Below are 21,773 nucleotides of genomic sequence, written 5' to 3' on the forward strand. Positions count from 1 at the left end.
GACCCGATGAGAATCCTCTTCCTCAGCCGCCGCTACTTCCCGGCCATCTCCGGGATGAGCGTCTACGCCCAGAACCTGCTGCGCGAACTCGTCGCCGCCGGGCACGACGTCACCATGGTCTCGCAGTACCGGGGCGACGCCTTCGGCACCCGCGTCTATGGCGGCGGCCCGCCCCCGTCCGTGCCGGGGGTGAAGGTGATCGGCCTGGAGCAGGTCGGCGAGCAGACCAGCGGCGATTTCGAGCGCGACATCGCCACGATGATCGAGACCATCTGCGCCGAGCACGCGAAGCGGCCCTTCGACGTGCTCCACGCCCAATACGGCTACCCGACCGGCTACGCCGTGCTGCTGGCTTCGAAGCGGCTCGGGGTGCCGAACGTCGTCTCGATCCAGGGTGGCGACGGCCATTGGGTCGGCTCGTGCTGCGAGACGCACCGCCTCGGCATGCGCGCCGTCCTCGACCACGCCAACGCCCTGCTGATCGGCGGCACCTCCTTCGTGAAGGAGGTCTGCGACCGGCTGGGTTCGGACCCCGCCCGCTTCACCATCGTGCCGGGGGCGGTGGACACCGCCCGGTTCGCGCAAGGAACGGCGGACGGACTGCCGGAGGCGCATTCCGGCCCGGTGAGGATGCTCTACCATGGCCGCGTCGACCGCCGGAAAGGCGTGCTCGACTTCATCGAAGCCCTGACGCTCCTACGCGAACAGGGCACGCCCTTCACCGCGACGATCTCCGGCATCGGCCCCGATGTCGATCCGGCCAAGGCGCTGGCCGAGGAACGCGGCTTCGGGCCGGAGGCGATCCGCTTCACCGGCTATGCCGAGTACGACACCGTGCCCGCCCTCTACCGCGAGGCCGATGTCTTTGCCTCGCCGACCTATGCGGAGGGGTTTTCCAACACGATCCTCGAAGCCATGGCGGCGGGGCTTGCCGTGGTGTCCTGCCACGCGGTCGGCGTGTCGGATTGCCTGCGGGACGGGGAGAACGGCCTCCTCACCGATCCCGGCGACATCCCGGCGCTCGCCGCCTCGCTGACGCGGATCGTGACGGACGCGAAACTTCGCCACCGCATCGCCGCCGCCGGGCTGGAGGAGTGCCGCCGGGTCTATTCCTGGCGGGCGGTGGGGGCGCAGATCATGGGCCTCTACGCGGATGTGCTGCGCGAGCACCCCTCGCAGGACGTGCCCGACGACCTGCCCTTCGACCCGTCCTGCCGCTTCCGCGCCGAACCGCACCTGCTCTGACCGATGCCGACCGCGCTGGCACTCTCGCCCCATCTCGACGACGCCGTCTTTTCGGCGGGCGGGTTGCTGACCACCCTCGCCGCCGGGGGCTGGCGGGTGGTGATGGCGACGATCTTCACGCAGAGCGTGCCCGCGCCGCAGGGCTTCGCCCTGGCCTGCCAACTCGACAAGGGCTTGGCCCCCGACATCGACTACATGGCTCTGCGCCGGGCCGAGGACGACGCGGCGGCGGAGGCCCTGGGCCTCGCGGCGCCCCGCCACCTGCCGTTCCGCGAGGCGCCGCACCGGGGCTACGCCTGCGCGCCCGAACTCTTCGCCGACGTGCGGGCGGACGACGCGATCGACCGGGACATCGCCCCGGCGCTGGCCGACCTCATCGCCGCCGAGTCGCCCGACCTCCTCCTCGCGCCGCAGGCGGTGGGCGGGCATGTCGATCATGTCCAGTTGGTGCGCGCCCTGCGGAGCCTCGCCCCCGCCGCGCCGATCCTGTGGTGGCGCGATTTCCCCTACACGGTGCGCGAGGCGACCCCGAAGGAACCCCTGGCGCCGCTCTTCGCGGATCTGCCGGCGCGGGCCTTTGCGTTCGAAACGGAGGCGCAGGCAAGGAAGCTCGCCTCGTGTGCCGCCTATGCCAGCCAGATCGGCTTCCAGTTCGGCGGGCGGGACGGCTTGGCCGAACGCCTAGCGCGGGAAGCAGGCACCGAGCGCTACCGCCTCACGGGGACGCTGCCTCAGCCCTTCCCCCTCGCCGATGCGGCCTGAGCTCGAGGCCCCCAAGAGCCTCGCCGACCCGGCCGCCCTCGCCACAAGGCGCGAGATGGCATTCCTGCCCCATGTCGCCCCGATCCGGGCACTCGCCCGCCGGATCGCCGCCGAGCGCGGCGCGCCGGTCCCCGATCCCGACCCCATGGACGGGGGCGTGAACGCGCGGCTCTTGCTGCTTCTCGAAACGCCCGGCCCGATGGTGCTGCGCGCCGGCTTCGTCACCCGCGACAGCGCGAACGGCACGGCCGCCAACCTGTTCCGCTTCCTGCGCGAGGCGAACCTCCCCCGCGCCGACACGCTGATCTGGAACGCCGTCCCCTGGGTGATCCACGCGCCGGGCGCCCTCAACCGCGCCCCGCGCCGGAGCGAGGCGCGGGAGGCCGAGCGCTACCTCGCCCCGCTCCTCGATCTGCTGCCGCGCCTCGCCGTGGTCATCCTCGCCGGGCGCGTCGCGGGCCAGTGCGCCCCGGCGCTGGCGGACTTACGGCCGGGGCTGCCCGTCATCACCATCCCGCACCCGAGCCCGACCTATGTCTGCACCTCGCCCGAGGTGCCGGCTCGAATCCGGCGGGGCCTCGCGGAGGCGGCGGTTATGCTGCGGAGGGAGATCAGGCGCTCGCCGGCTTGACGCTCAGTCGCAATCCGAGCGCTTTCAGGACGCCGATCAGCGTATCGAGCTGGGGATTGCCCTTCTCGGACAGGGCTCGATACAGGCTTTCCCGCGAGCGACCCGTTTCCTGGGCGATCTGCGCCATGCCGCGCGCCCGCGCGACGTCGCCGATGGCGGCCGCGACGAGGCCCGGATCTCCGTCTTCGAGCACGGCTTCGATATAGGCGGCGATGGCGGCTTCGTCCTGAAGGTGTTCCGCCACGTCCCAGACAGTGGTGTCGAGTGCCATCGTCAGACCTCCCCGGCCATGCTTATCGCCCGCTCGATGTCGTGAGTTTGCGTCCGCTTGTCTCCACCGCAAAGCAGGATCACCAGTTCCTCGCCGCGCTGCGTGTAATAAACGCGATATCCCGGGCCGTAGTCGATCTTTAGTTCGGCGACGCCACCCTGCAGAACGCGGTGCTGGCCGGGATTGCCCAGGGAGAGCCGCCGGATCCGCGCGTTGATGCGCGCCTTGCCCTGGACATCGCGCAGGTCCGCCAGCCAAGCGGAGAACACGCGTGTCTGCCGGATCGTCGTCGTCATGCCGCGATGTAGCTTTTGAGCTACAAGCTCGCAAGGGGGCGCGCCGTGCTGATCCCGCCATCACCTCTTGTTTCTGCGGATTGCATACGGCCTCGCTGGCCATCACCGCCGGTTCGGCTTACATGGCGGGCGACGGGCCGCGGTCCGGGATGATCCGGCATGGGGCTTCGAACCCGTCCGGCCCGCGCGCGAGGGGACGGACGCCGATCGGCATGAATTTTCAGGGGCAACATCGGGATGATGTCGCCTCGGCCGAACCGGTCGAGGACGCCAAGCGCGGCGACGCGGGCAAGATGAGCTTCAGCCGCAACCGCTTCGCATGGATCGGCACCGCCGCCAGCATCGTCCTGGTGGCCGTCTCCCTCGGCGTGCTGTGGAAGCTCGTGCAGAGCGTGTCCTGGGCGGAGGTGACCGACGCCCTGCACAATGCGTCCGCGCGGCAACTCGGCCTCGCCTTCCTGTTCGTCGGCATCAGCTACATCTTCCTCACCGGCTACGATGCCTTGGCGTTGCGGCAATTGCGGATCAAGGTGCCCTACCGCATCACCGCGCTCGCCTCGTTCACGAGCTATGCGGTAAGCTTCACCCTCGGCTTCCCCCTGCTGACGGCGGGGACGATCCGCTACTGGATCTATGCCCGCCAGGGGCTTTCCGCCTCGAAGATCGCCGCGCTCACGGTGATCGCCGGCTTCACCTTCTGGCTCGGCATGGGCGTGGTGCTGGGCCTGTCCCTCATCATCGAGGCGGGGCAGCTCGCCGGGCTCGCCTTCACCTCCATCCGGCTGAACCAGGGCGTCGGCTTCGCGGCGCTGCTCGCCGTGCTCGGCTACCTCGCCTGGGTCTCGGCGAAGCGCCGCAGCGTCACGGTCAAGCAGTGGCGGCTCGAACTGCCCGGCGCCTCCGTCTCCATCGGCCAGATGATCGTCGGCATCGGCGATGTCTGCGCGGCGGCGGCGGTGCTCTATGTGCTCCTGCCGCAGCAGACGGGCATCGCCTTCACCACCTTCCTCGCCATCTACGTGCTGGCCGCGATGCTCGGCATCGCCTCCAACGCGCCGGGCGGGATCGGTGTGTTCGAGGCGACCATCCTCCTCGCCCTGTCGAGCCTGCCGCGCAATGAGGTGCTGACCTCGCTGCTGCTGTTCCGGGGCTGCTACTACGTCGTGCCCTTCGTGGTCGCCCTGGCGATGCTCGGCCTGTACGAGATCGTGAAGCGCGCGGGCGGCGCCCGCGACCGGGAGGAGCGCTCGCCCGTCCCGCCCGAGGGCACCGCCGGCCCCTCCGGCAAGCCCTGGCCGGATCAGCGCGAAGGCTGACCGGGAGACCGACCCGTGATCGACGATCCCCGGAGGCCGGCGGCCTGGAGCGGCGCGACGATCGCGGGCGGATCGATCCTCCTGCTCCTCGCCTGGGAGCGGAACCTCGGCATCGTCACGGTGCTCGGCACCCTCGCCGCCATCCTCCTCGGCGGGTTGATCGCGGGCCGGCGGCGGGCGCAGCCCCCGACCCGGCCCGTCGCGGGCACCCCGCGCCACGCGGTGGCCGAGGCGCTGCTCGCCCACATCCCCGACCCGGTGATCCTCGTGGACCGGCGCACCCGCGTGCTGGAGGCCAACCCCGCCGCGCGGGCGATGCTGCCGGCCCTGCACCTGTCGCACCCGCTCGCCTTCGCCCTCCGCAACCCCGAGATCACCGACGCGGTCGAAGCGGTGCTGAGCGGCGGCCCGCCGCAGCGCGTGACCTACCGGACCCGCGTGCCCCTGGAGCAGACCTTCGAGATCCAGATCGGCGCCCTGCAGATGCCGGATGGCTCCGGCCCCGGCGCGATGCTGTTTCTGCGCGACCTCACCTCGGCCCACCGCCTCGAATCGATGCGGGTGGATTTCGTGGCCAACGCCAGCCACGAATTGCGCACGCCCCTCTCCTCACTGCTCGGCTTCATCGAGACCCTGCAGGGCCCCGCCCGCGAGGACGTGGCGGCGCGGGAGCGCTTCCTGGAGATCATGCGCGTCCAGGCGCAGCGGATGCGGCGGCTGATCGACGACCTGCTGTCGCTCTCGCGGATCGAATTGCGCGAACACGTCGCCCCGACCGGCACGGTCGATCTCGGGGGCCTCGCCCGTCAGATGGTCGATGCACAGGCGCCGCTCGCCGCCGCGCGTGGGGCCAGCGTCACGCTCACGGACGGGGACGGCCCCTACCCAGTGCAGGGCGATGCCGACGAACTCACCCGCGTCATTGAGAACCTCATCGAGAACGCCGGGAAATATGGCGGCGGCGCCATCGTGGTCGGCCTCGCGCACGAACAGAACCCCCGGCACGGGCCGCGCATCGTGCTCACCGTCTCCGACGACGGCCCCGGCATCCCCCCTGAGCACATCCCCCGGCTGACCGAGCGGTTCTACCGGGTGGATGTCGCGTCGAGCCGGGCGCGCGGCGGCACGGGCCTCGGCCTCGCCATCGTGAAGCACACCCTGCGGCGCCACCGGGGGCGGCTGAGCATCGAGAGTGAGATCGGGAAGGGGACTGTCGCCCGCGTGAGCCTGCCCGAGTACCGGCCGGGCGCGGATCAGCCCTGATACGGCCCGATCCCGAGCCCGTCCTCGACGCGGCTGATCCAGGCGCGGATGCGGGGGAAGGGGGCGAGATCGAACCCGCCCTCATGCGCCATGCGCGTGTAGGCGACGACGGCCACGTCCGCGAGGCTCAGCGCCTCGCCCGCGAGATACGGCCCGCCGCCGAGGCTCGTCTCGATCAGGCGCAGGGCATCCTCGCCCCGCTCCTTCAGCTTCGGATCGAGCTCCGCCGGGTCGCGGTGCAGGTAATGGAGCTGGTAGCGCCGCACGGCGATGTACGGCTCGTGGCTGTACTGCTCCCAGAACATCCATTGCAGCATCCGCGCCCGCGCGAGCGCCGCCTGCGGGATCAGGGCCGAGCCCTCCGCGAGATAGGCGATGATCGCGTTGGATTCGGAGAGCACCTCGCCGCCCGGCAGCACCACGAAGGGCACCCGCCCGGCCGGGTTGAGGGCGAGCATGGCGGGGGTGCGCGTGCCGCCGGCCGGCACGTCCACCTCCTCCCAGGTGAAGGGGTGGCCGAGATGGGCCGCGACCCATTTCACCTTCAGGCAGTTCCCAGAGCCCGCATTCCCGTAGATCGTCAGCGGCTGCATCGCGGGTCCCTCGCGCCGAATCGGCCGGCTTCAGTTCGGGAGTTCGACGGGTTGCGGTCAAGCCGGCACAAGACCACCCCTTGACCTTCCCACGATGGGAAGGTCCATCTGAGGGGGCATGGATACCGTCTCTTCCTCCTCCGTGCCCGGACAGACCCGCCTGGACCTGCCCGTCGAGGGCATGTCCTGCGCCGGCTGCGTCTCGCGGGTCGAGCGCGTGCTGGCCGGGCTTCCCGGCGCCAGCGACGTCTCGGTGAACCTCGCCACCAAGCGGGCGAGCCTCGCGCTGTCCGGCGGGCATGCCCCCGCCGAGGTCGCCGTCGCCCTTCAGAAGGCGGGCTACCCCGTGGCCGTCGCCGAGACCATGCTGCCGATCGAGGGGATGCATTGCGCCTCCTGCGTCGGCAAGGTCGAGCGGGCGCTTGCCGCCGTGCCCGGCGTCACCGGGGCGAGCGTCAACCTCGCCACCGGGCAGGCGCTGGTGCGGCACGGGGAGGGCGTCGTCGCCCCCGCCGACCTCGCGGCGACGGTGAAGGCGGCGGGCTACACGGCCCTGCTGCCGGACGAGGCCGCCAAGGTCGATCAGGCCGAGCGGCGCGAGGCCGAGGCGCGGGCGCTGCGGCGGGATACCATCGTCGCCGCCCTGCTTGCGGCGCCCATCGTCGTCCTCGACATGGGCGGCCACGTCGTCGGCCACGGGATGCCGGCCTTGCCCCTGCTCCAGGCCCTGCTGGCGACCCTCGTCCTGGCTTGGCCGGGGCGGCGCTTCCTCACCACCGGCATTCCCGGCCTCCTGCGCGGCCACCCTGACATGAACGCCCTCGTCGCCCTCGGGGCGGGGGCGGCCTACCTGTACTCCCTCATCTCGGCGCTCGCCCCCCAGGCGATGCCGGAGGGGGCGGCGCATCTCTATTTCGAGGCGAGCGCCGTCATCGTCACCCTGATCCTGCTGGGGCGGACTCTCGAAGCCCGGGCGCGCGGACGCACCGGGCAGGCCATCGCCCGGCTGATGGACCTCTCGCCCAAGACGGCGCGGGTGATCCGCGACGGTGGCGAGCGTGAGGTTCCCCTCACGTCCCTGAAGGTCGGAGACGTGGTGCGGGTGCGCCCCGGCGAGCGCATCGCCGCAGACGGCACGGTGGTGGCGGGCGAGAGTCGCGTCGATGAGAGCATGGTGACGGGCGAGCCCGCCCCCGTCCGCAAGGCGCCGGGGGCCGAGGTCGTGGGCGGCACGCTCAACGGCGGCGGCAGCCTCGACCTGCGCGTCGGTGCGGTGGGCGCCGCGACCGTGCTCGCGCAGATCGCCGCCATGGTCGAGCGGGCGCAGGGCGGCAAGCTGCCGATCCAGGCCCTGGTCGACCGCGTGACCGGCCGGTTCGTGCCGGCGGTGATCGGCCTCGCGATCCTCACCTTCCTCGCCTGGATGCTCTTCGCGCCGGCGCCCGCGCTGGGTCCGGCCCTCGTCCATGCGGTGGCGGTGCTGATCATCGCCTGCCCCTGCGCCATGGGGCTCGCGACCCCCACCGCGATCATGGTCGGCACCGGCCGGGCGGCGGAACGCGGCGTGCTGTTCCGCGACGGCGCTGCCCTGCAGGCGCTGGTGGGGGTGAAGGTCGTCGCCCTCGACAAGACCGGCACCCTCACCGAAGGGCGCCCGACGCTCGCTGCGTGCGAGACGGTCCCCGGCCTCGCCCCGGACGAGGTCCTGCGCCTCGCGGCCGGGCTCGAAGGCCGCTCCGAACACCCCCTCGCCGGGGCGATCATCGCGGCGGCGCGGGGACGCGGGCTCGACCTGCCGGAGGCGGAGGGCTTCGAGGCCGTCGAGGGGTTCGGCGTCGCCGGCCGGGTGGAGGGCCGCGCGGTGGCCGTCGGCGCCCCACGCTATCTCGATCGCCTCGGCGTCGCCCGCGATGCCGGCCTGATGGCGCGGGCTGGGGAGTGGGCTGCTTCCGGCATGAGCCCGGTCCACCTCGTCCTCGACGGGCGGCACGCGGCGATCCTCGCCGTCACCGATCCGGTGAAGGACGGTGCGAAGGAGATGGTCGCAGCCCTGCGCGGGCGCGGCATCATCGTGGCGATGGTGACGGGCGACGATCCCGGCGCGGCCGCCGGGGTCGCCCAGCGCCTCGGCATCGACGAGGTGGCGGCGGGCGTGCTGCCCGGCGGCAAGGCCGAGGCGGTGCGCCGCTTCCGGCAGGCGCATGGGCCGGTCGCCTTCGTGGGCGACGGGGTGAACGACGCTCCAGCGCTCGCGGAGGCGGATGTCGGCCTTGCCATCGGCACGGGCACGGACATCGCGGTCGAGAGTGCCGACGTGGTGCTGATGTCCGGCGCGCCGGAGGCTCTGGGTGCCGCCTTCGACCTGTCGCGGGCGGTGATGGCCAACATCCGGCAGAACCTGTTCTGGGCCTTCGCCTACAACACGGCGCTGATCCCCCTCGCGGCGGGGCTGCTGGTGCCGCTGGGCGGGCCGTCCCTCTCGCCGATCCTGGCGGCGGGGGCGATGGCCCTGTCGAGCCTGTTCGTCCTCTGCAACGCCCTGCGGTTGCGCCGCGCCGCGCCGAGGCCGGCATGAGCGAGGACACCGTCACCGTGGGCGAGGCGGCCCGGCTCACCGGCGTCTCGGCCAAGATGATCCGCTGGTACGAGGCACGGGGCCTGCTGCCGCCGGCCGCGCGCACGGCGGCCGGCTACCGCCATTACGGCGAGGCCGAGATCCGCACCCTGCACTTCGTGCGCCGCGCCCGCGATCTCGGCTTCGACGTGGAGGCCATCGCAGAACTGCTGGCTCTGTGGAGCGACCGCGAGCGCCCGAGCGCGGCGGTGAAGGCCATCGCGCAGACGCGGATCGCGGAGCTGCGCCGCCGGATCGCCGCCCTGGAGGGGATGGCGCGCAGCCTGGAACGGCTCTCGGCCGATTGCTGCGGCGACGAGCGGCCGGATTGCCCGATCCTCGACGACTTGGCTGCCGGCACGCCTCCGCCTGCGCGGGGGACGAAGCCCGTGCGGCGGCCGCTCGCGGGTTGACGCCGCATCTGGCCTCCGGCTTGCTCGGGCTTCACGGACGACCCTTCAACCCCTCCAGGCCGGCATGCCCGTCCCCGCACCGATCCAAGCCCTGTCCGCCCCGATGACGGCGTGGCGGCGCACGCTGCACGCCCATCCCGAACTGCTCTACGACGTGGAGCGCACGGCAGAGTTCGTCGCGGCGCGCCTGCGCGAGTTCGGCTGCGACGAGGTCGCCACGGGCATCGGCCGCACCGGGGTGGTGGGGGTGGTGCGGGGACGGGGCCGCGGCTCGAACCGCGCCATCGGCCTGCGCGCCGACATGGACGCCTTGCCGATCCAGGAAGTGCGCGATCTGCCCTACCGCTCAACCGTGCCGGGCAAGATGCACGCCTGCGGCCATGACGGGCACATGGCGATGCTGCTCGGGGCCGCGCATTACCTCGCTGCCACGCGCGCGTTCGACGGCAGCGCCGTGCTGATCTTCCAGCCCGCCGAGGAGGGCGGGGGCGGCGGCGAGGCGATGGTCGAGGACGGGTTGATGGAGCGGTTCGGCATCGAATCGGTCTACGGGATGCACAACATCCCCGGCATGGCCGTCGGCACCTTCGCCGTGCGGCCTGGCCCGATCATGGCCTCCACCGACCGGTTCATCATCACCATCGAGGGGCGTGGCGGCCACGCCGCCCTGCCGCACAACGCCATCGACAGCGTGCTGGTGGCGAGCCACGTCATCATCGCCCTGCAGACGATCGTCTCGCGCAACCTCGACCCGCTGCAATCGGCGGTGGTCTCGGTCTGCGCGCTGGATGCCGGCGAGGCGTTCAACGTCTTGCCGCAGAGCGTGACCATGCGCGGCACGATGCGCACCCTCTCGCAGGCGGTTCGTACTTCGGTGAAGGCCCGGCTGGAGACGCTGGTGCGCGACATCGCGGCGGGCTTCGGCGCGACGGGCCGGGTGGAATACGGGGCGAGCTATCCGGTCACCGAGAACCACCCCGCTGAGACCGATTTCATGGCCGGCGTCGCGGAAGCGCTGGTCGGGCCGGAGCGGGTCGACCGCGCGGTGGCGCCGATGATGACGGCTGAGGATTTCTCCTACATGCTCGGCCGCCGGCCCGGCGCCTACATGTTCATCGGCAACGGCGACAGCGCCTCGCTGCACCACCCCCTCTACGACTTCAACGACGAAGCCGCCCCCTACGGCGCCGCCCTCTGGGCACGGCTGATCGAGACCGGGTTGCCTTTGGGAAGTTAGTTGGCAACGGCCTTGGGCGGTCGCCCACCCTTGCGGCCGTTCTCCCGCACAGGCGCAGCCTTCACGCCAGAGCGGGGGCGGCCTCCTGCGGTCCCGCGTTGTGCCGCCATCCAGCCTTCCGATCCCAGGGTGCCTTGAAGGACGGCGGGCACGTAGAGGTCGGCATCGAGTGTGGGCCAGTGCAGACCGAGACCGGATGGGCTGATCTCGATGACAGCGAGGTCGCCGGGTCCTGCCTCCGCCAGCCCCTCGGCAAGGCGTGGCGGGAAGGCGACCTGAACGCCCGTGCTCAGTTCGATGACGATGCGGTCGGCCTCCCTGTCGTAGCGCGCCGACAGGGCGAAGCCGTTCCGCCGCAGGGTGGCCATCCGCTCCTCGGCCTGTCTGACATCCTGCTCAGTGACGGCCATGAATGGCACTCCATTCCGCGCATAAGATTGCGAGCACCCCAGCCACCTCGTCAATGATCTGACCGAGATCACGCCGATTGAAGCCGAAACTTTCACGCAGGCTCGGCGGTCCATTGGGGCAGTGCAGGATGAAGACGGCTTCACCCTCCGAACCCTTCACGTGGACATGGGCGGGGCGGTGGTCGTTCGGATAGATGACCACGCGCAACCCATCGAATCGATAGACGACCGGCATGCCCGATCGCTATCAAACTGCGCTCGTCTGGGAAATTATACCCGGGACCTGCCCCCAGGTTTAGCGTTCCTCACCCCCCATAAAGCCCCTTCAACAGCGCGTAGGCCAGCCGCGCGGTCTGCACCTCGCCGCCTTCGGGGCGGGCGGGCTTCGAGGAGGGGTTCCAGCCGTAGAGGTCGAAATGGCCGTGGCGCTTCGTCTTGGGGGCGAAGCGGCGCAGGAACAGGGCCGCCGTGATCGCCCCGGCGAAGGGGCCGTTCGACACGTTGTTCAGGTCGGCGATCTTCGAATCGAGCATCGACGCGTAGGGCTGATGCAGGGGCATCCGCCAGATCGGGTCGATCGCCCGCGCGCCGGCCTGCGCCACCTCCTGCGCCAGGGCCTCGTCCTCGGTGAAGAACGCCGGCAGGTCGGGGCCGAGGGCGACGCGGGCCGCGCCGGTCAGGGTCGAGAAGTCGAGGATCAGGTCGGGCGCCTCCGCATCCGCCAGCGCCAGGGCGTCGGCGAGGATCAGGCGGCCCTCGGCGTCGGTGTTGCCGATCTCCACCGTGAGGCCGGCGCGGCTGCGCAGCACGTCGCCGGGGCGGAAAGCGTTGCCCGCCACAGCATTCTCCACCGCCGGGATCAGGACGCGCAGGCGCAGGTTCAGCCCCGCGCCCATCACCATGTCGGCCGTCGCCAGGGCGACGGCGGAGCCGCCCATGTCCTTCTTCATCAGGAGCATGGCCGCGGAGGGCTTGATGTCGAGCCCGCCCGTGTCGAAGGCCACGCCCTTGCCCACCAGCGTCACGCGCGGCGCATCCTCAGGCCCCCAAGTCAGGTCGATGAGGCGGGGAGGGCGCGTCGCCGCCTCGCCCACGGCCTGGATCAGGGGGAATTCGCGCGCCAGCTCGTCGCCCTGCACCACGCGGATCGCCGCGCCGTGGCGCTCCGCGAGGGCACGGGCGGCGGTCTCGATCTCGGCCGGGCCGAGGTCGTTGGCCGGCGTGTTCACGAGGTCGCGGCCCAGGGCCACCGCTCTGGCGATGCGCGTCACCTCCGCCCCGTCGATGCCCTCTGGCGTCACGAGGCAGGCCTTCGCGCCGTCACCCTTGCGGTACCGGTCGAAGCGGTAGCTGCCGAGAAGCCACGCCAGGGTCGCGGTGGTGGGGTCCGGCGCGCCGTCGAGGTGATAGGCGCCCACCGGGAGCATCGTGGGCAGGCGCCCGGCGATCAGCGGGTCGGCGCCCGGTGCGTCCGGGTCGCCGAGGCCGAACAGCACCCGCGACAGGCTTCCATCCGCCGCCGGCAGGTAGGCGAGGCTGCCGGCCTTGGCGCTGAAGCCCGTCGCCCAGGCGAAGGCCCGTTCGGTCGCGGTCAGGTCGTCCTCCCAGCCGCTGGCGCGCAGGCAGGTCACGCCGATGGCGGGCGTGTCGGCCGGCAGAAGCTCGGCGATGGAGCTGGTCTGCGCCGCTGCGGAATGACTCATGGACCCTCGCACGCTGTGTCGGGTGGGCGCCCGCCGCGCCCTTAACCCCGGATTAGGCTTAACGGTCTATCACCGCCACGACGGGACGGAGAAGCGCGGTCCGCTCGATCCGGGCCGCCGTCGTCCGAGTGCGTGCGGAGCGTAAGATGATCTCGGCCTCGAATGCCCGTCGCGGGTTCGCCGTCCTCGCTGTCGCCCTCGCGCTCGGCGCCTGCAACACCGAAGGCCCCGAGACCACGGGCTCCCTGGGCGCCGTCAGCCCCACCGCCGCAGCCGCCGCCTCGGCCCGCCGCGACCTCGACGGTCTCGCGGAGGCCTACAAGGCCAATCCGGGCGATGCCCGCACCGCCTTCCGCTACGCCCGCGCCCTGCGGGCCACTGACCAGATCACCCAGGCGAGCGCCGTCCTGCAGCAGGCTGCCCTGCGCAACCCGAAGGATACGGTGATCCTCGGCGCCTACGGCAAGTCGCTGGTGGAGGCCGGGCGCTACCGCGAGGCGCTGGACGTCCTGTCCAACGCCCACACCCCGGCCAATCCCGATTGGCGGATCCTCTCGGCCGAAGGCTCGGCCTCGGCGCAGATGGGCGATCAGGCCCGCGCGCAGGGCTTCTACGAGGCCGCGCTGAAGATCCGCCCGAACGAGCCCTCGCTCCTGTCGAATCTCGGCCTGTCCTATGCGCTGTCGCGCGATCTCGACAAGGCCGAGGAGACGATGCGGCTGGCCGTCTCCCTGCCCGGCGCCGACGCGAAGATGCGGGCGAACCTTGCCCTCGTGCTCGGCTTGAAGGGGCGCTACGCGGAGGCCGAGACGGTGCTTCGTCAGGACATGGGCCCCGAGGAAGCCGCCGCCAACGTCGCGGCCCTTCGCCGCCTCGCCGCCTCGCCGAACAAGTTCAAGGAAGGCTTGGCGAAGGCGCAGCGGGGCTGAAGTCCCGCCACGCACGACACCCTCCCGCTGGTGTCATCATGCCCCTGTAGCGGGCACATTCGAAACGTTCTATACGGGCCACGGCTGCGCCGCGCGGCATTCAGGGCGTCCAAATCGCCCCCCGCGCACCGTTCGATCCGGGCACTCCCGGGGCGGCGCGCGCCCGTCGGGCGCTTCACAGGCCGAACACCGTCGTGGCGCGGGTTATGCCTGCGCGTGTTCGATCAATTCGCAGCGAGGATACGACCAGCCGTGGCATCTCTCGACAGCTTCAAGGCCCGCCAGACGCTGAGCGCCGGGGGCAAGACCTACACCTATTACTCGATCCCCGAAGCCGAGAAGAACGGCCTCGCCTCCGCCACCGCGTTGCCCTTCTCCATGAAGGTGATCCTGGAGAACCTCCTGCGGTTCGAGGACGACCGCTCGGTCAAGAAGGCCGACGTGGCCGCCGCCGTGGGCTGGCTGGAGCAGAAGGGCAAGGCCGAGGTCGAGATCGCCTTCCGTCCGAGCCGCGTGCTGATGCAGGACTTCACCGGCGTGCCGGCGGTGGTCGATCTCGCCGCGATGCGCGATGCGATGGTGGCGCTCGGCGGCGACCCGCAGAAGATCAACCCGCTCGTGCCCGTCGACCTCGTGATCGACCACTCGGTCATCGTCGATGAGTTCGGCACGCCGAAGGCGCTCGGCGAGAACGTCACCCTCGAATACGCCCGCAACGGCGAGCGCTACACCTTCCTGAAGTGGGGCCAGTCGGCCTTCGACAACTTCTCCGTCGTGCCCCCGGGCACCGGCATCTGCCACCAGGTGAACCTCGAATACCTGTCGCAGACCGTCTGGACGAAGACGGAAGGCGGCGAGGAGATCGCCTACCCGGATTCCCTCGTCGGCACCGATTCGCACACCACGATGGTGAATGGCCTCGCCGTGCTCGGCTGGGGCGTGGGCGGCATCGAGGCCGAGGCGGCCATGCTGGGCCAGCCGCTCTCCATGCTGATCCCTGAGGTCGTCGGCTTCAAGCTGTCGGGCAAGCTGCCCGAGGGCACCACCGCCACCGACCTCGTGCTCACCGTCACGCAGATGCTGCGCAAGAAGGGCGTGGTCGGCAAGTTCGTGGAGTTCTACGGCCCCGGCCTCGACGACATGGCGGTCGCCGACCGGGCGACCATCTCCAACATGGCCCCGGAATACGGCGCCACCTGCGGCTTCTTCCCGATCGACCAGAAGACCATCGACTTCCTGAAGGTCACTGGCCGGGCCGACGACCGGATCGCCCTCGTGGAAGCCTACGCCAAGGCGCAGGGCATGTGGCGCGACGCCCAGACCCCGGACCCGGTCTTCACCGACACCCTCGAACTCGACATGGGCACGGTGCAGCCCTCGCTCGCCGGCCCGAAGCGCCCGCAGGACCGGGTGCTGCTCTCCGATGCCAAGACCGGCTTCGCCGGCTCGATGCAGAGCGAGTTCAAGAAGGGCGGCGACATCTCCGGCCGCTTCCCGGTCGAGGGCACCAACTTCGACCTCGGCCACGGTGACGTGGTGATCGCGGCGATCACCTCTTGCACCAACACCTCGAACCCGAGCGTGATGATCGGTGCCGGCCTGCTCGCCCGCAACGCGGTCGCCAAGGGCCTGCGCTCCAAGCCGTGGGTGAAGACCTCGCTGGCGCCCGGCTCGCAGGTCGTGGCCGAGTACCTCGAGAAGGCGGGCCTTCAGGACAGCCTGGACGCGCTCGGCTTCAACCTCGTCGGCTTCGGCTGCACCACCTGCATCGGCAATTCCGGCCCGCTGCCGGCGGCCGTCTCGAAGGCGATCAACGACAACGACGTCGTGGCCGCCGCGGTGCTCTCGGGCAACCGCAACTTCGAGGGCCGGGTGAACCCCGACGTGCGGGCGAACTACCTCGCCTCGCCGCCGCTGGTCGTCGCCTACGCGCTCGCCGGCTCGATGCAGATCGACCTGACCACGGAGCCGCTGGGCACGGGGTCGGACGGCCAGCCGGTCTACCTCAAGGACATCTGGCCCTCGGCCGCCGAGATCCAGAGCTTCATCGAGAAGACCATCTCGTCCGCGCTGTTCAAGAGCCGCTACGCCGACGTGTTCGGCGGTGACGACAACTGGAAGGGCGTCGAGGTGACGGAGGCCGAGACCTTCGCCTGGAACGGCGGCTCGACCTACGTGCAGAACCCGCCCTACTTCGTCGGCATGCAGAAGACCCCGGCGCCGGTCACGGACATCGAGGGCGCGCGCATCCTCGGCCTGTTCCTCGACTCGATCACGACGGACCACATCTCGCCCGCCGGCAACATCCGCGCGGCCTCGCCGGCCGGTGAATACCTGCAATCGCATCAGGTGCGCGTGCAGGACTTCAACCAGTACGGCACGCGGCGCGGCAACCACGAGGTGATGATGCGGGGCACCTTCGCCAACATCCGCATCAAGAACCAGATGGTCCGCGATCCGTCGGGCAACGTGGTCGAGGGCGGCTACACCCTCTACCAGCCCACCGGCGAGAAGATGTTCATCTACGACGCGGCGCAGAAGTACGCCGCCGAGGGCACGCCGCTGGTCGTCTTCGCCGGCAAGGAATACGGCACCGGTTCCTCGCGCGATTGGGCGGCCAAGGGCACCAAGCTGCTCGGCATCCGCGCCGTGATCGCCGAGAGCTTCGAGCGCATCCACCGCTCGAACCTCGTCGGGATGGGCGTCGTCCCCCTGGTCTTCCAGGGCGACACCAGCTGGGATTCGCTCGGCCTCAAGGGCGACGAGACCGTCACCATCAAGGGCCTGTCGGGCGAGTTGAAGCCGCGCCAGACCCTGACCGCCGAGATCAAGTCCTCGGACGGTTCGGTGAAGCAGGTCCCGCTGACCTGCCGCATCGATACGCTCGACGAACTCGAATACTTCCGCAACGGCGGCATCCTGCCTTACGTGCTGCGCTCGCTCGCGGCGTAAGGCACGATCCGATGTGACGAAGGGGGCGGTGCCGCTGGCGCCGCCCCTTTTTCGTGCCGTGACGGTGCGGGCAGATCAATCGCGCGCAAGCTTGTCGCCGTTCGGACGCGCCCCATGTTCTGGTCCCGCAGCCAGGACATGATTCATGACGTCATTCGCGAGGACAACGCTTGCCGGTATCGCCGTCGCCGGGTTCTTTGGTCTGACGGCCATCGCCCAGGCCGCCCCGCCCGAGCGGTTGCGGGGCACGATCGAGTCGGTCGAGCCGAACGCCCTCACCCTGACGACCCGCGACGGCAAGACCGAGCGCGTGGCGCTGGCGGACGACGCCAAGGTGTCGTGGGTGATCCCGGCGAGCCTGGACCAGATCAAGGAAGGCACCTTCATCGGCACCGCCACCAAGGGCGAGAACCCGATGACCGCCCTCGAAGTGGTGCTGTTCCCCGAGGCCATGCGTGGCACCGGCGAGGGGCAATACCCCTGGGACGAGATCGCCGACACCACGGCCGCCGGCGGTTCCAAGGTGAAGAGCGCCATGACCAACGGCACCGTGAAGGCCGAGACCACGGGGAGCGCCGCTCACCCGAAGGTCAAGAGCGCCATGACCAACGGCACGGTGAAGGCCGAAGCCGGCAAGGACGGCACCAAGACGCTCACCGTCAATTACGGCGGCCAGTCGAGCACGATCCTCGTGCCCCCGTCCGCACCGGTCGTAACCTTCGAGCCCACCGGGCGAAACGCCCTCAGCAAGGGCGCGAAGGTGTTCGTGGTCGCCACGCGCACCGACGGCAATCTCACCGCCACCCGCGTCGCAGTCGGCAAGGACGGCCTGACCCCGCCGATGTGACCCGTTCGGTCCCCCGAACCCCCGATCCCTTTCACCGGAGACCATCACCCATGACACTCGTTTCCCTTCGCCTCGCCGCCGCCGGCCTCGTCACCCTGGCCGGCATCACCGGCGCTTCGGCCCTCGAGCGTGTGCGCGGCACCATCGACAAGGCCGATGCCAGCTCGGTCACGCTCAAGACCGAATCCGGCGGCACCGAGACCATCGCGCTGACCGGCGCCAAGGTCGTGTCCGTGGTTCCGTCGAGCCTCGACCAGATCAAGGAAGGCACCTTCATCGGCACCGCCACGAAGGGCGAGAACCCGATGACCGCCCTCGAAGTGGTGCTGTTCCCCGAGTCGATGCGCGGCACGGCCGAGGGCCATTACGGCTGGGACGCGATCACCGACCACACCGCCACGGGCGGCGCCAAGGTGAAGAGCGCGATGACCAACGGCACCGTGAAGGCCGAGACCTCCGGCGGCCCGAAGGTGAAGAGCGCGATGACCAACGGCACCGTGAAGGCGGACAAGCCGGCGGCCGGCGGTGAGCGGACGCTCACGGTCACCTACGACAAGGACGGCTCGAAGCAGATCGTCGTCCCGTCCTCGGCCCCGATCGTGGCCTTCGAGCCGGCGGACAACAGCGTCCTCAAGCCGGGTGCGAAGGTGTTCGCGGTGGTCGACAAGGATGGCGGCAAGGCCAACGGCAAGCTCGTGGCGGTCGGCAAGGACGGCCTGACCCCGCCCATGTAATCCGGCTATTCACCCTCTCCCCGCGCGCGGGGAGAGGGCCTTTTGACAACTACTTCAGCGCGACCGTGTAATCGCCTTCGGTCTTGGCGCGGATGTCCTCCTCGCTGACGCCATCGGCGAGTTCGATCAGGGTCATGCCGCCATCGCCCTTCTTGTCGATGGTGAAGACGCCGAGGTCGGTGATCACCAGATCGACCACATGCGTGCCGGTGAGCGGCAGGTCGCATTCCTTCAGGAGCTTCGCGCTCTCGGTGCCGTCCTTGTTCTTGGCGACGTGCTCCATCACCACCACGACCCGCTTGACGCCGGCCACGAGGTCCATGGCGCCGCCCATGCCCTTCACCATCTTGCCGGGGATCATCCAGTTGGCGAGGTCGCCGTTCTGGGCCACCTGCATGGCGCCGAGGATGGACAGGTTGATGTGCCCGCCCCGGATCATCCCGAAGGAATCCGAGGACGAGAAGTAGCTCGTCGTCGGCAGGGCGGTGATCGTCTGCTTGCCGGCGTTGATGAGGTCCGGGTCCTCCTCACCCTCGTAGGGGAAGGGGCCCATGCCGAGCATCCCGTTCTCGGATTGCAACTGCACCGACATGCCCTCGGGGATGTAGTTCGACACCAGCGTCGGGATGCCGATGCCGAGATTCACGTAGAAGCCGTCTTCCAGCTCCTTGGCGGCGCGCGCCGCCATCTGCTCGCGGGTCCAGGCCATGGTGGTCTCCTCTCCCTCGATCAGTGCGTGCCGCCGCCGGCCGCGGCGGCCGGGGTCGCGTCGTTGCGCTTGCGGGTGGTGCGCTGCTCGATGCGCTTCTCGCCGGTGTTCACGGCGATGATCCGCTTCACGAAGATGCCGGGCGTGTGGATCGTGTCCGGGTCGATTTCGCCCGGCTGCACGAGGTTTTCGACCTGCGCGATGGTGACCTTGGCAGCGGTCGCCATCATCGGGTTGAAGTTGCGCGCGGTCATCCGGTAGCGGAGGTTGCCTTCGGTGTCGCCGGTATGGGCGTGGACCAGGGCGATGTCGGCGAACAGGCCGCGCTCCATCACGTAATCCTCGCCGTCGAACTGGCGGGTCTCCTTGCCCTCGGCGACCTTGGTGCCGAAGCCGGTCTTGGTGAAGAAGGCCGGGATGCCGGCGCCGCCCGCGCGGATGCGTTCGGCCAGCGTGCCCTGCGGGTTGAACTCGATTTCGAGTTCGCCGCCGAGATACTGGCGGGCGAATTCCTTGTTCTCGCCCACGTAGGACGAGATCATCTTCGCGACCTGACGGGTCTCCAGCAGCTTGCCGAGGCCGACGCCGTCGATGCCCGCATTGTTGGAGACGATGGTGAGGCCCTTCACGCCGGACGCCTGGACGGCGTCGATCAACTCGTCGGGGATGCCGCACAGGCCGAAGCCGCCGCACATGATCATCATGTCGTCGCGCAGGAGACCGGCGAGCGCCTCCGTCGGACCCTTAAAGACCTTCCGCATCGAACCGTCCTTCCTCCCGTCGGCTTCGGCCGAGCCGGTAAGCATGATCCGGGCCTGCTCTTCCCCATTCCGGGCCCCGGGTCCAGTGCCCGGAGCGGCAGCGCGGCCGATCCGTTACGCACGGGAATCACAGGTTCCTCCGGGGAGGGAGGGGCGCGGGCAGACAAAAGCGTCGGAAACCGTTAAGGGCTTGGACACTCGACGAGCCCTGCCGGGCCGCGCCGGCTCTCTCGCCGCGTCGCGGCGCGGCCTCTCCGGAGCCCGATGTCGCGCCGCCCGACCATCCTTCTCGCCATCGGCGCCCTCGCGGTCGCCGGGCTCGGCCTGCGTGATTGGCCGATGCGGACGGACCGGGCGGTCGCCTTCGCGGACCGGCCGCTCGCGGCCTACGGCCTGACCCTGACGGCCTCCGGCCCCGCCTCCTTCCGGCTGCTGCCGTTCCCCTCCGTGTCGCTCGGGGAGGTGCGCATCGCGGATGCGAGCGGGCCGATTCTGATCGACAACGCCCACCTCACCGCCGACATCGACCCGGTCGGCCTCGCCACCGGCCGCTCGCCCATCGGCGGCCTGCGCTTCGAGGGCGGGCGGCTCTCCGCCGAGCGGACCGCCTGGGCGAGCCCGCTCACGCGCATCCGCGAAGGTGTCGGCATCGGACAGCGCCCGCCCCGCGTCACCGTCTCCGGGGCCGATGTCGGCGCGGGCGACGAGGTGCGCGGCCTCGAACTCGACATCGCATGGCCGTTCTGGAGCGGCTCCGTCGCGGCTACGGCCCGCCTGACATGGCGCGGCGTGCCGGCCCGGCTGTCGCTGTCGCGCCTGCGCCCGTCCGATCTGATCGACGGCCATGGCAGCCCGTTCGTCGCCGAGGCGACGTGGCCGGGCGGGGGGCTCAGCCTCGACGGCACGGCGCTCCTGCCCGCCGAGGCGGCGGGCTCGCCGTCCCTCTCCGGCCGCGCCCGGTTCGAGACGACCTCCCTGCCCGAGACGCTGGCCTGGCTCGGCTGGGACGCGCCGCTCGCCCCGCTCACCAGCGCCTTCAGTCTGGAAGGGGCGTTCGAGGCGCAGGGCCGGGTGGTGTCCTGGCCGATTCTGCGGATCGGGACCGGCAGCACGGCGATGGAGGGGGCGGGCGCCTTCTCCCTCGGCAGCGGAGACGCGCCGCGCCTCTCGGTCCAGGCGACGCTCGCCGCCGACAGGCTCGACCTCGCGCCGCTGGCCGGCGCCCTGGTGAAGCTGTTCGCGGATGGCCGCGCCCCCGTGGCCCTCGCCCCCCTCAGCCGGGGCGACCTCGACCTGCGCATGTCGGCCTCCGAGGGGCAGGTCGGCCCCCTCGTCCTGGGGGACCTCGCCGCCAGCGTCCTCGTCCGCGACGCGGCCGTGGAGGTCGCGGTCAACCGCGCCCGGCTGAAGGACGGGGTCCTGAAGGGCCGGCTCACCCTCGCCCGGGGCGCCGATCCGGCCGAGACCGAGATGAAGGCCCAGGGCGGGCTCGATCAGGTCGATCTCGGCGGGCTGATGAGCGACCTCGGCGGCAGCCGCTGGGTGACGGGGCCGCTCCAGGGGCAGTTCACGCTGGAGAGCCACGGCAAGGACGTGGCGTCCCTCGTCGCCGGGATCGGCGGCAAGGCGAGCGTCTCCATCGAGGGCGGCGCGCTGTCCGGGCTCGACCTCTCGGATGTCATCCACCGCAACGGCGGCCTCGCGCCGGGGGCGCTCGCCCGGCGGAACGGGCGCACCGGCTTCGACAAGGCCATGATCGCCATGCGCTTCGCGGACGGGATCGGCGAGATCACGGAAGCGGATCTGCGCGGCGCGGGCGTCGCCGCGACCCTGCGGGGACAGCTTTCGCTGCCGGGCCAGCGCCTCGACATGATGGCGCTGCTGGCCCCGCGCCCGTCGCTCGACGGCGCCCGCACGGTGCGCATCGCCATCGCCGGCCCGTGGGACGCGCTGACCACGGAGGCGCAGCGCGGCGATGCGGAGGACCCGGCGGGGCAGACCTCCACCTTCGCGCGGATGCGGGGCATCCTGCAGGTGCCGGCGGCCTTGGGGCTGCCGGTCGATATCCGCGCCTACGCGCCTTAGCC

At 70.8% G+C, this 21,773-nt stretch carries 21 protein-coding genes; 13 read left to right on the forward strand and 8 right to left on the reverse strand.

What is annotated here, in order from left to right:
- Nucleotides 1-6: 6 nt before the first annotated feature.
- The 3 genes from AAHF99_RS19345 to AAHF99_RS19355 are packed head-to-tail and all read left to right on the forward strand — an operon-like array spanning nt 7 to nt 2,638.
- Entirely contained in the window at nt 7-1,245 is a 1,239-nt protein-coding gene (locus tag AAHF99_RS19345) for a glycosyltransferase family 4 protein (RefSeq protein ID WP_342166101.1), read from the forward strand.
- A 3-nt stretch (nt 1,246-1,248) separates the two neighbouring features.
- Complete coding sequence (locus tag AAHF99_RS19350; RefSeq protein ID WP_342166102.1) at nt 1,249-2,007, forward strand: PIG-L deacetylase family protein; 759 nt, start codon at nt 1,249-1,251, stop codon at nt 2,005-2,007.
- Nucleotides 1,997-2,638, forward strand: coding sequence for a uracil-DNA glycosylase (locus AAHF99_RS19355; protein WP_342166103.1), 642 nt, complete (start codon nt 1,997-1,999; stop codon nt 2,636-2,638). The genes AAHF99_RS19350 and AAHF99_RS19355 overlap by 11 nt, the downstream gene beginning before the upstream one ends.
- On the opposite strand, the gene AAHF99_RS19360 is transcribed toward AAHF99_RS19355, so the two are convergent.
- Together AAHF99_RS19360 and AAHF99_RS19365 are read right to left on the reverse strand one after the other, a co-directional pair.
- Nucleotides 2,619-2,909 (reverse strand): addiction module antidote protein, encoded by a 291-nt coding sequence (locus AAHF99_RS19360; protein ID WP_243953735.1) that lies wholly within the window; start codon nt 2,907-2,909, stop codon nt 2,619-2,621. The genes AAHF99_RS19355 and AAHF99_RS19360 overlap by 20 nt on opposite strands.
- A gap of 2 nt (nt 2,910-2,911) precedes the next feature.
- Nucleotides 2,912-3,205: a type II toxin-antitoxin system RelE/ParE family toxin gene (locus tag AAHF99_RS19365; protein WP_342166104.1), complete on the reverse strand. Its 294-nt coding sequence runs from the start codon at nt 3,203-3,205 to the stop codon at nt 2,912-2,914.
- Between the two features lie 212 nt (nt 3,206-3,417).
- Here AAHF99_RS19365 and AAHF99_RS19370 point away from each other — a divergent pair, with 212 nt between their 5' ends.
- The gene (locus tag AAHF99_RS19370) at nt 3,418-4,521 is read left to right on the forward strand and encodes a lysylphosphatidylglycerol synthase domain-containing protein (protein WP_342166105.1); all 1,104 of its coding nucleotides are present in this window, start codon (nt 3,418-3,420) and stop codon (nt 4,519-4,521) included.
- A 15-nt stretch (nt 4,522-4,536) separates the two neighbouring features.
- On the forward strand, nt 4,537-5,784 hold the full coding sequence (locus AAHF99_RS19375; RefSeq protein ID WP_342166106.1) for an ATP-binding protein: 1,248 nt from the start codon (nt 4,537-4,539) through the stop codon (nt 5,782-5,784).
- Here AAHF99_RS19375 and AAHF99_RS19380 read toward each other — a convergent pair.
- Entirely contained in the window at nt 5,775-6,377 is a 603-nt protein-coding gene (locus tag AAHF99_RS19380) for a glutathione S-transferase family protein (protein WP_342166107.1), read from the reverse strand. The two genes, AAHF99_RS19375 and AAHF99_RS19380, sit on opposite strands and share 10 nt — an antisense overlap.
- Nucleotides 6,378-6,495: 118 nt before the next feature.
- Here AAHF99_RS19380 and AAHF99_RS19385 point away from each other — a divergent pair, with 118 nt between their 5' ends.
- From AAHF99_RS19385 to AAHF99_RS19395, 3 genes are all read left to right on the forward strand, one after another.
- On the forward strand, nt 6,496-8,952 hold the full coding sequence (locus AAHF99_RS19385) for a heavy metal translocating P-type ATPase (RefSeq protein WP_342166108.1): 2,457 nt from the start codon (nt 6,496-6,498) through the stop codon (nt 8,950-8,952).
- Nucleotides 8,949-9,404, forward strand: a complete 456-nt coding sequence (cueR, locus tag AAHF99_RS19390) for a Cu(I)-responsive transcriptional regulator (RefSeq protein WP_342166109.1) — start codon at nt 8,949-8,951, stop codon at nt 9,402-9,404. The genes AAHF99_RS19385 and cueR overlap by 4 nt, the downstream gene beginning before the upstream one ends.
- A gap of 64 nt (nt 9,405-9,468) precedes the next feature.
- The gene (locus AAHF99_RS19395; protein WP_342166110.1) at nt 9,469-10,641 is read left to right on the forward strand and encodes a M20 aminoacylase family protein; all 1,173 of its coding nucleotides are present in this window, start codon (nt 9,469-9,471) and stop codon (nt 10,639-10,641) included.
- Here the strand turns inward: AAHF99_RS19395 and AAHF99_RS19400 are convergent.
- The 3 genes from AAHF99_RS19400 to AAHF99_RS19410 all read right to left on the reverse strand — a co-directional run bounded on the left by AAHF99_RS19400 (nt 10,638) and on the right by AAHF99_RS19410 (nt 12,754).
- Nucleotides 10,638-11,051, reverse strand: coding sequence for a DUF2442 domain-containing protein (locus AAHF99_RS19400; RefSeq protein WP_342166111.1), 414 nt, complete (start codon nt 11,049-11,051; stop codon nt 10,638-10,640). The two genes, AAHF99_RS19395 and AAHF99_RS19400, sit on opposite strands and share 4 nt — an antisense overlap.
- The gene (locus AAHF99_RS19405) at nt 11,038-11,286 is read right to left on the reverse strand and encodes a DUF4160 domain-containing protein (RefSeq protein ID WP_342166112.1); all 249 of its coding nucleotides are present in this window, start codon (nt 11,284-11,286) and stop codon (nt 11,038-11,040) included. Before AAHF99_RS19405 ends, AAHF99_RS19400 begins: the two co-directional genes overlap by 14 nt.
- A 70-nt stretch (nt 11,287-11,356) precedes the next feature.
- Complete coding sequence (locus tag AAHF99_RS19410; protein WP_342166113.1) at nt 11,357-12,754, reverse strand: leucyl aminopeptidase family protein; 1,398 nt, start codon at nt 12,752-12,754, stop codon at nt 11,357-11,359.
- A gap of 146 nt (nt 12,755-12,900) precedes the next feature.
- Here AAHF99_RS19410 and AAHF99_RS19415 point away from each other — a divergent pair, with 146 nt between their 5' ends.
- The 4 genes from AAHF99_RS19415 (at nt 12,901) to AAHF99_RS19430 (ending at nt 18,216) form a co-directional block, all read left to right on the forward strand.
- Nucleotides 12,901-13,683 carry a tetratricopeptide repeat protein gene (locus AAHF99_RS19415; RefSeq protein WP_342166114.1) on the forward strand — a complete coding sequence of 261 codons (783 nt, stop codon included), beginning with the start codon at nt 12,901-12,903 and terminating at the stop codon, nt 13,681-13,683.
- A 252-nt stretch (nt 13,684-13,935) separates the two neighbouring features.
- Nucleotides 13,936-16,635: an aconitate hydratase AcnA gene (gene acnA, locus AAHF99_RS19420; protein ID WP_342166115.1), complete on the forward strand. Its 2,700-nt coding sequence runs from the start codon at nt 13,936-13,938 to the stop codon at nt 16,633-16,635.
- Between the two features lie 145 nt (nt 16,636-16,780).
- Complete coding sequence (locus AAHF99_RS19425; protein ID WP_342166116.1) at nt 16,781-17,482, forward strand: metal ABC transporter permease; 702 nt, start codon at nt 16,781-16,783, stop codon at nt 17,480-17,482.
- 50 nt (nt 17,483-17,532) lie between these two features.
- Nucleotides 17,533-18,216, forward strand: a complete 684-nt coding sequence (locus AAHF99_RS19430) for a metal ABC transporter permease (protein WP_342166117.1) — start codon at nt 17,533-17,535, stop codon at nt 18,214-18,216.
- 49 nt (nt 18,217-18,265) lie between these two features.
- Here the strand turns inward: AAHF99_RS19430 and AAHF99_RS19435 are convergent, their stop codons facing one another.
- The gene (locus AAHF99_RS19435; protein ID WP_243953750.1) at nt 18,266-18,925 is read right to left on the reverse strand and encodes a 3-oxoacid CoA-transferase subunit B; all 660 of its coding nucleotides are present in this window, start codon (nt 18,923-18,925) and stop codon (nt 18,266-18,268) included.
- Nucleotides 18,926-18,945: 20 nt separating this feature from the next.
- Nucleotides 18,946-19,686: a CoA transferase subunit A gene (locus AAHF99_RS19440; RefSeq protein WP_243953751.1), complete on the reverse strand. Its 741-nt coding sequence runs from the start codon at nt 19,684-19,686 to the stop codon at nt 18,946-18,948.
- A 264-nt stretch (nt 19,687-19,950) separates the two neighbouring features.
- Between AAHF99_RS19440 and AAHF99_RS19445 the strand changes: the two genes are divergently transcribed.
- On the forward strand, nt 19,951-21,771 hold the full coding sequence (locus AAHF99_RS19445) for an AsmA family protein (protein WP_342166118.1): 1,821 nt from the start codon (nt 19,951-19,953) through the stop codon (nt 21,769-21,771).
- The last annotated feature ends 2 nt before the right edge of the window (nt 21,772-21,773 follow it).

The sequence above is a fragment of the Methylobacterium litchii genome (genome assembly GCF_038442315.1).
Taxonomy (GTDB): Bacteria; Pseudomonadota; Alphaproteobacteria; order Rhizobiales; family Beijerinckiaceae; genus Methylobacterium; species Methylobacterium litchii.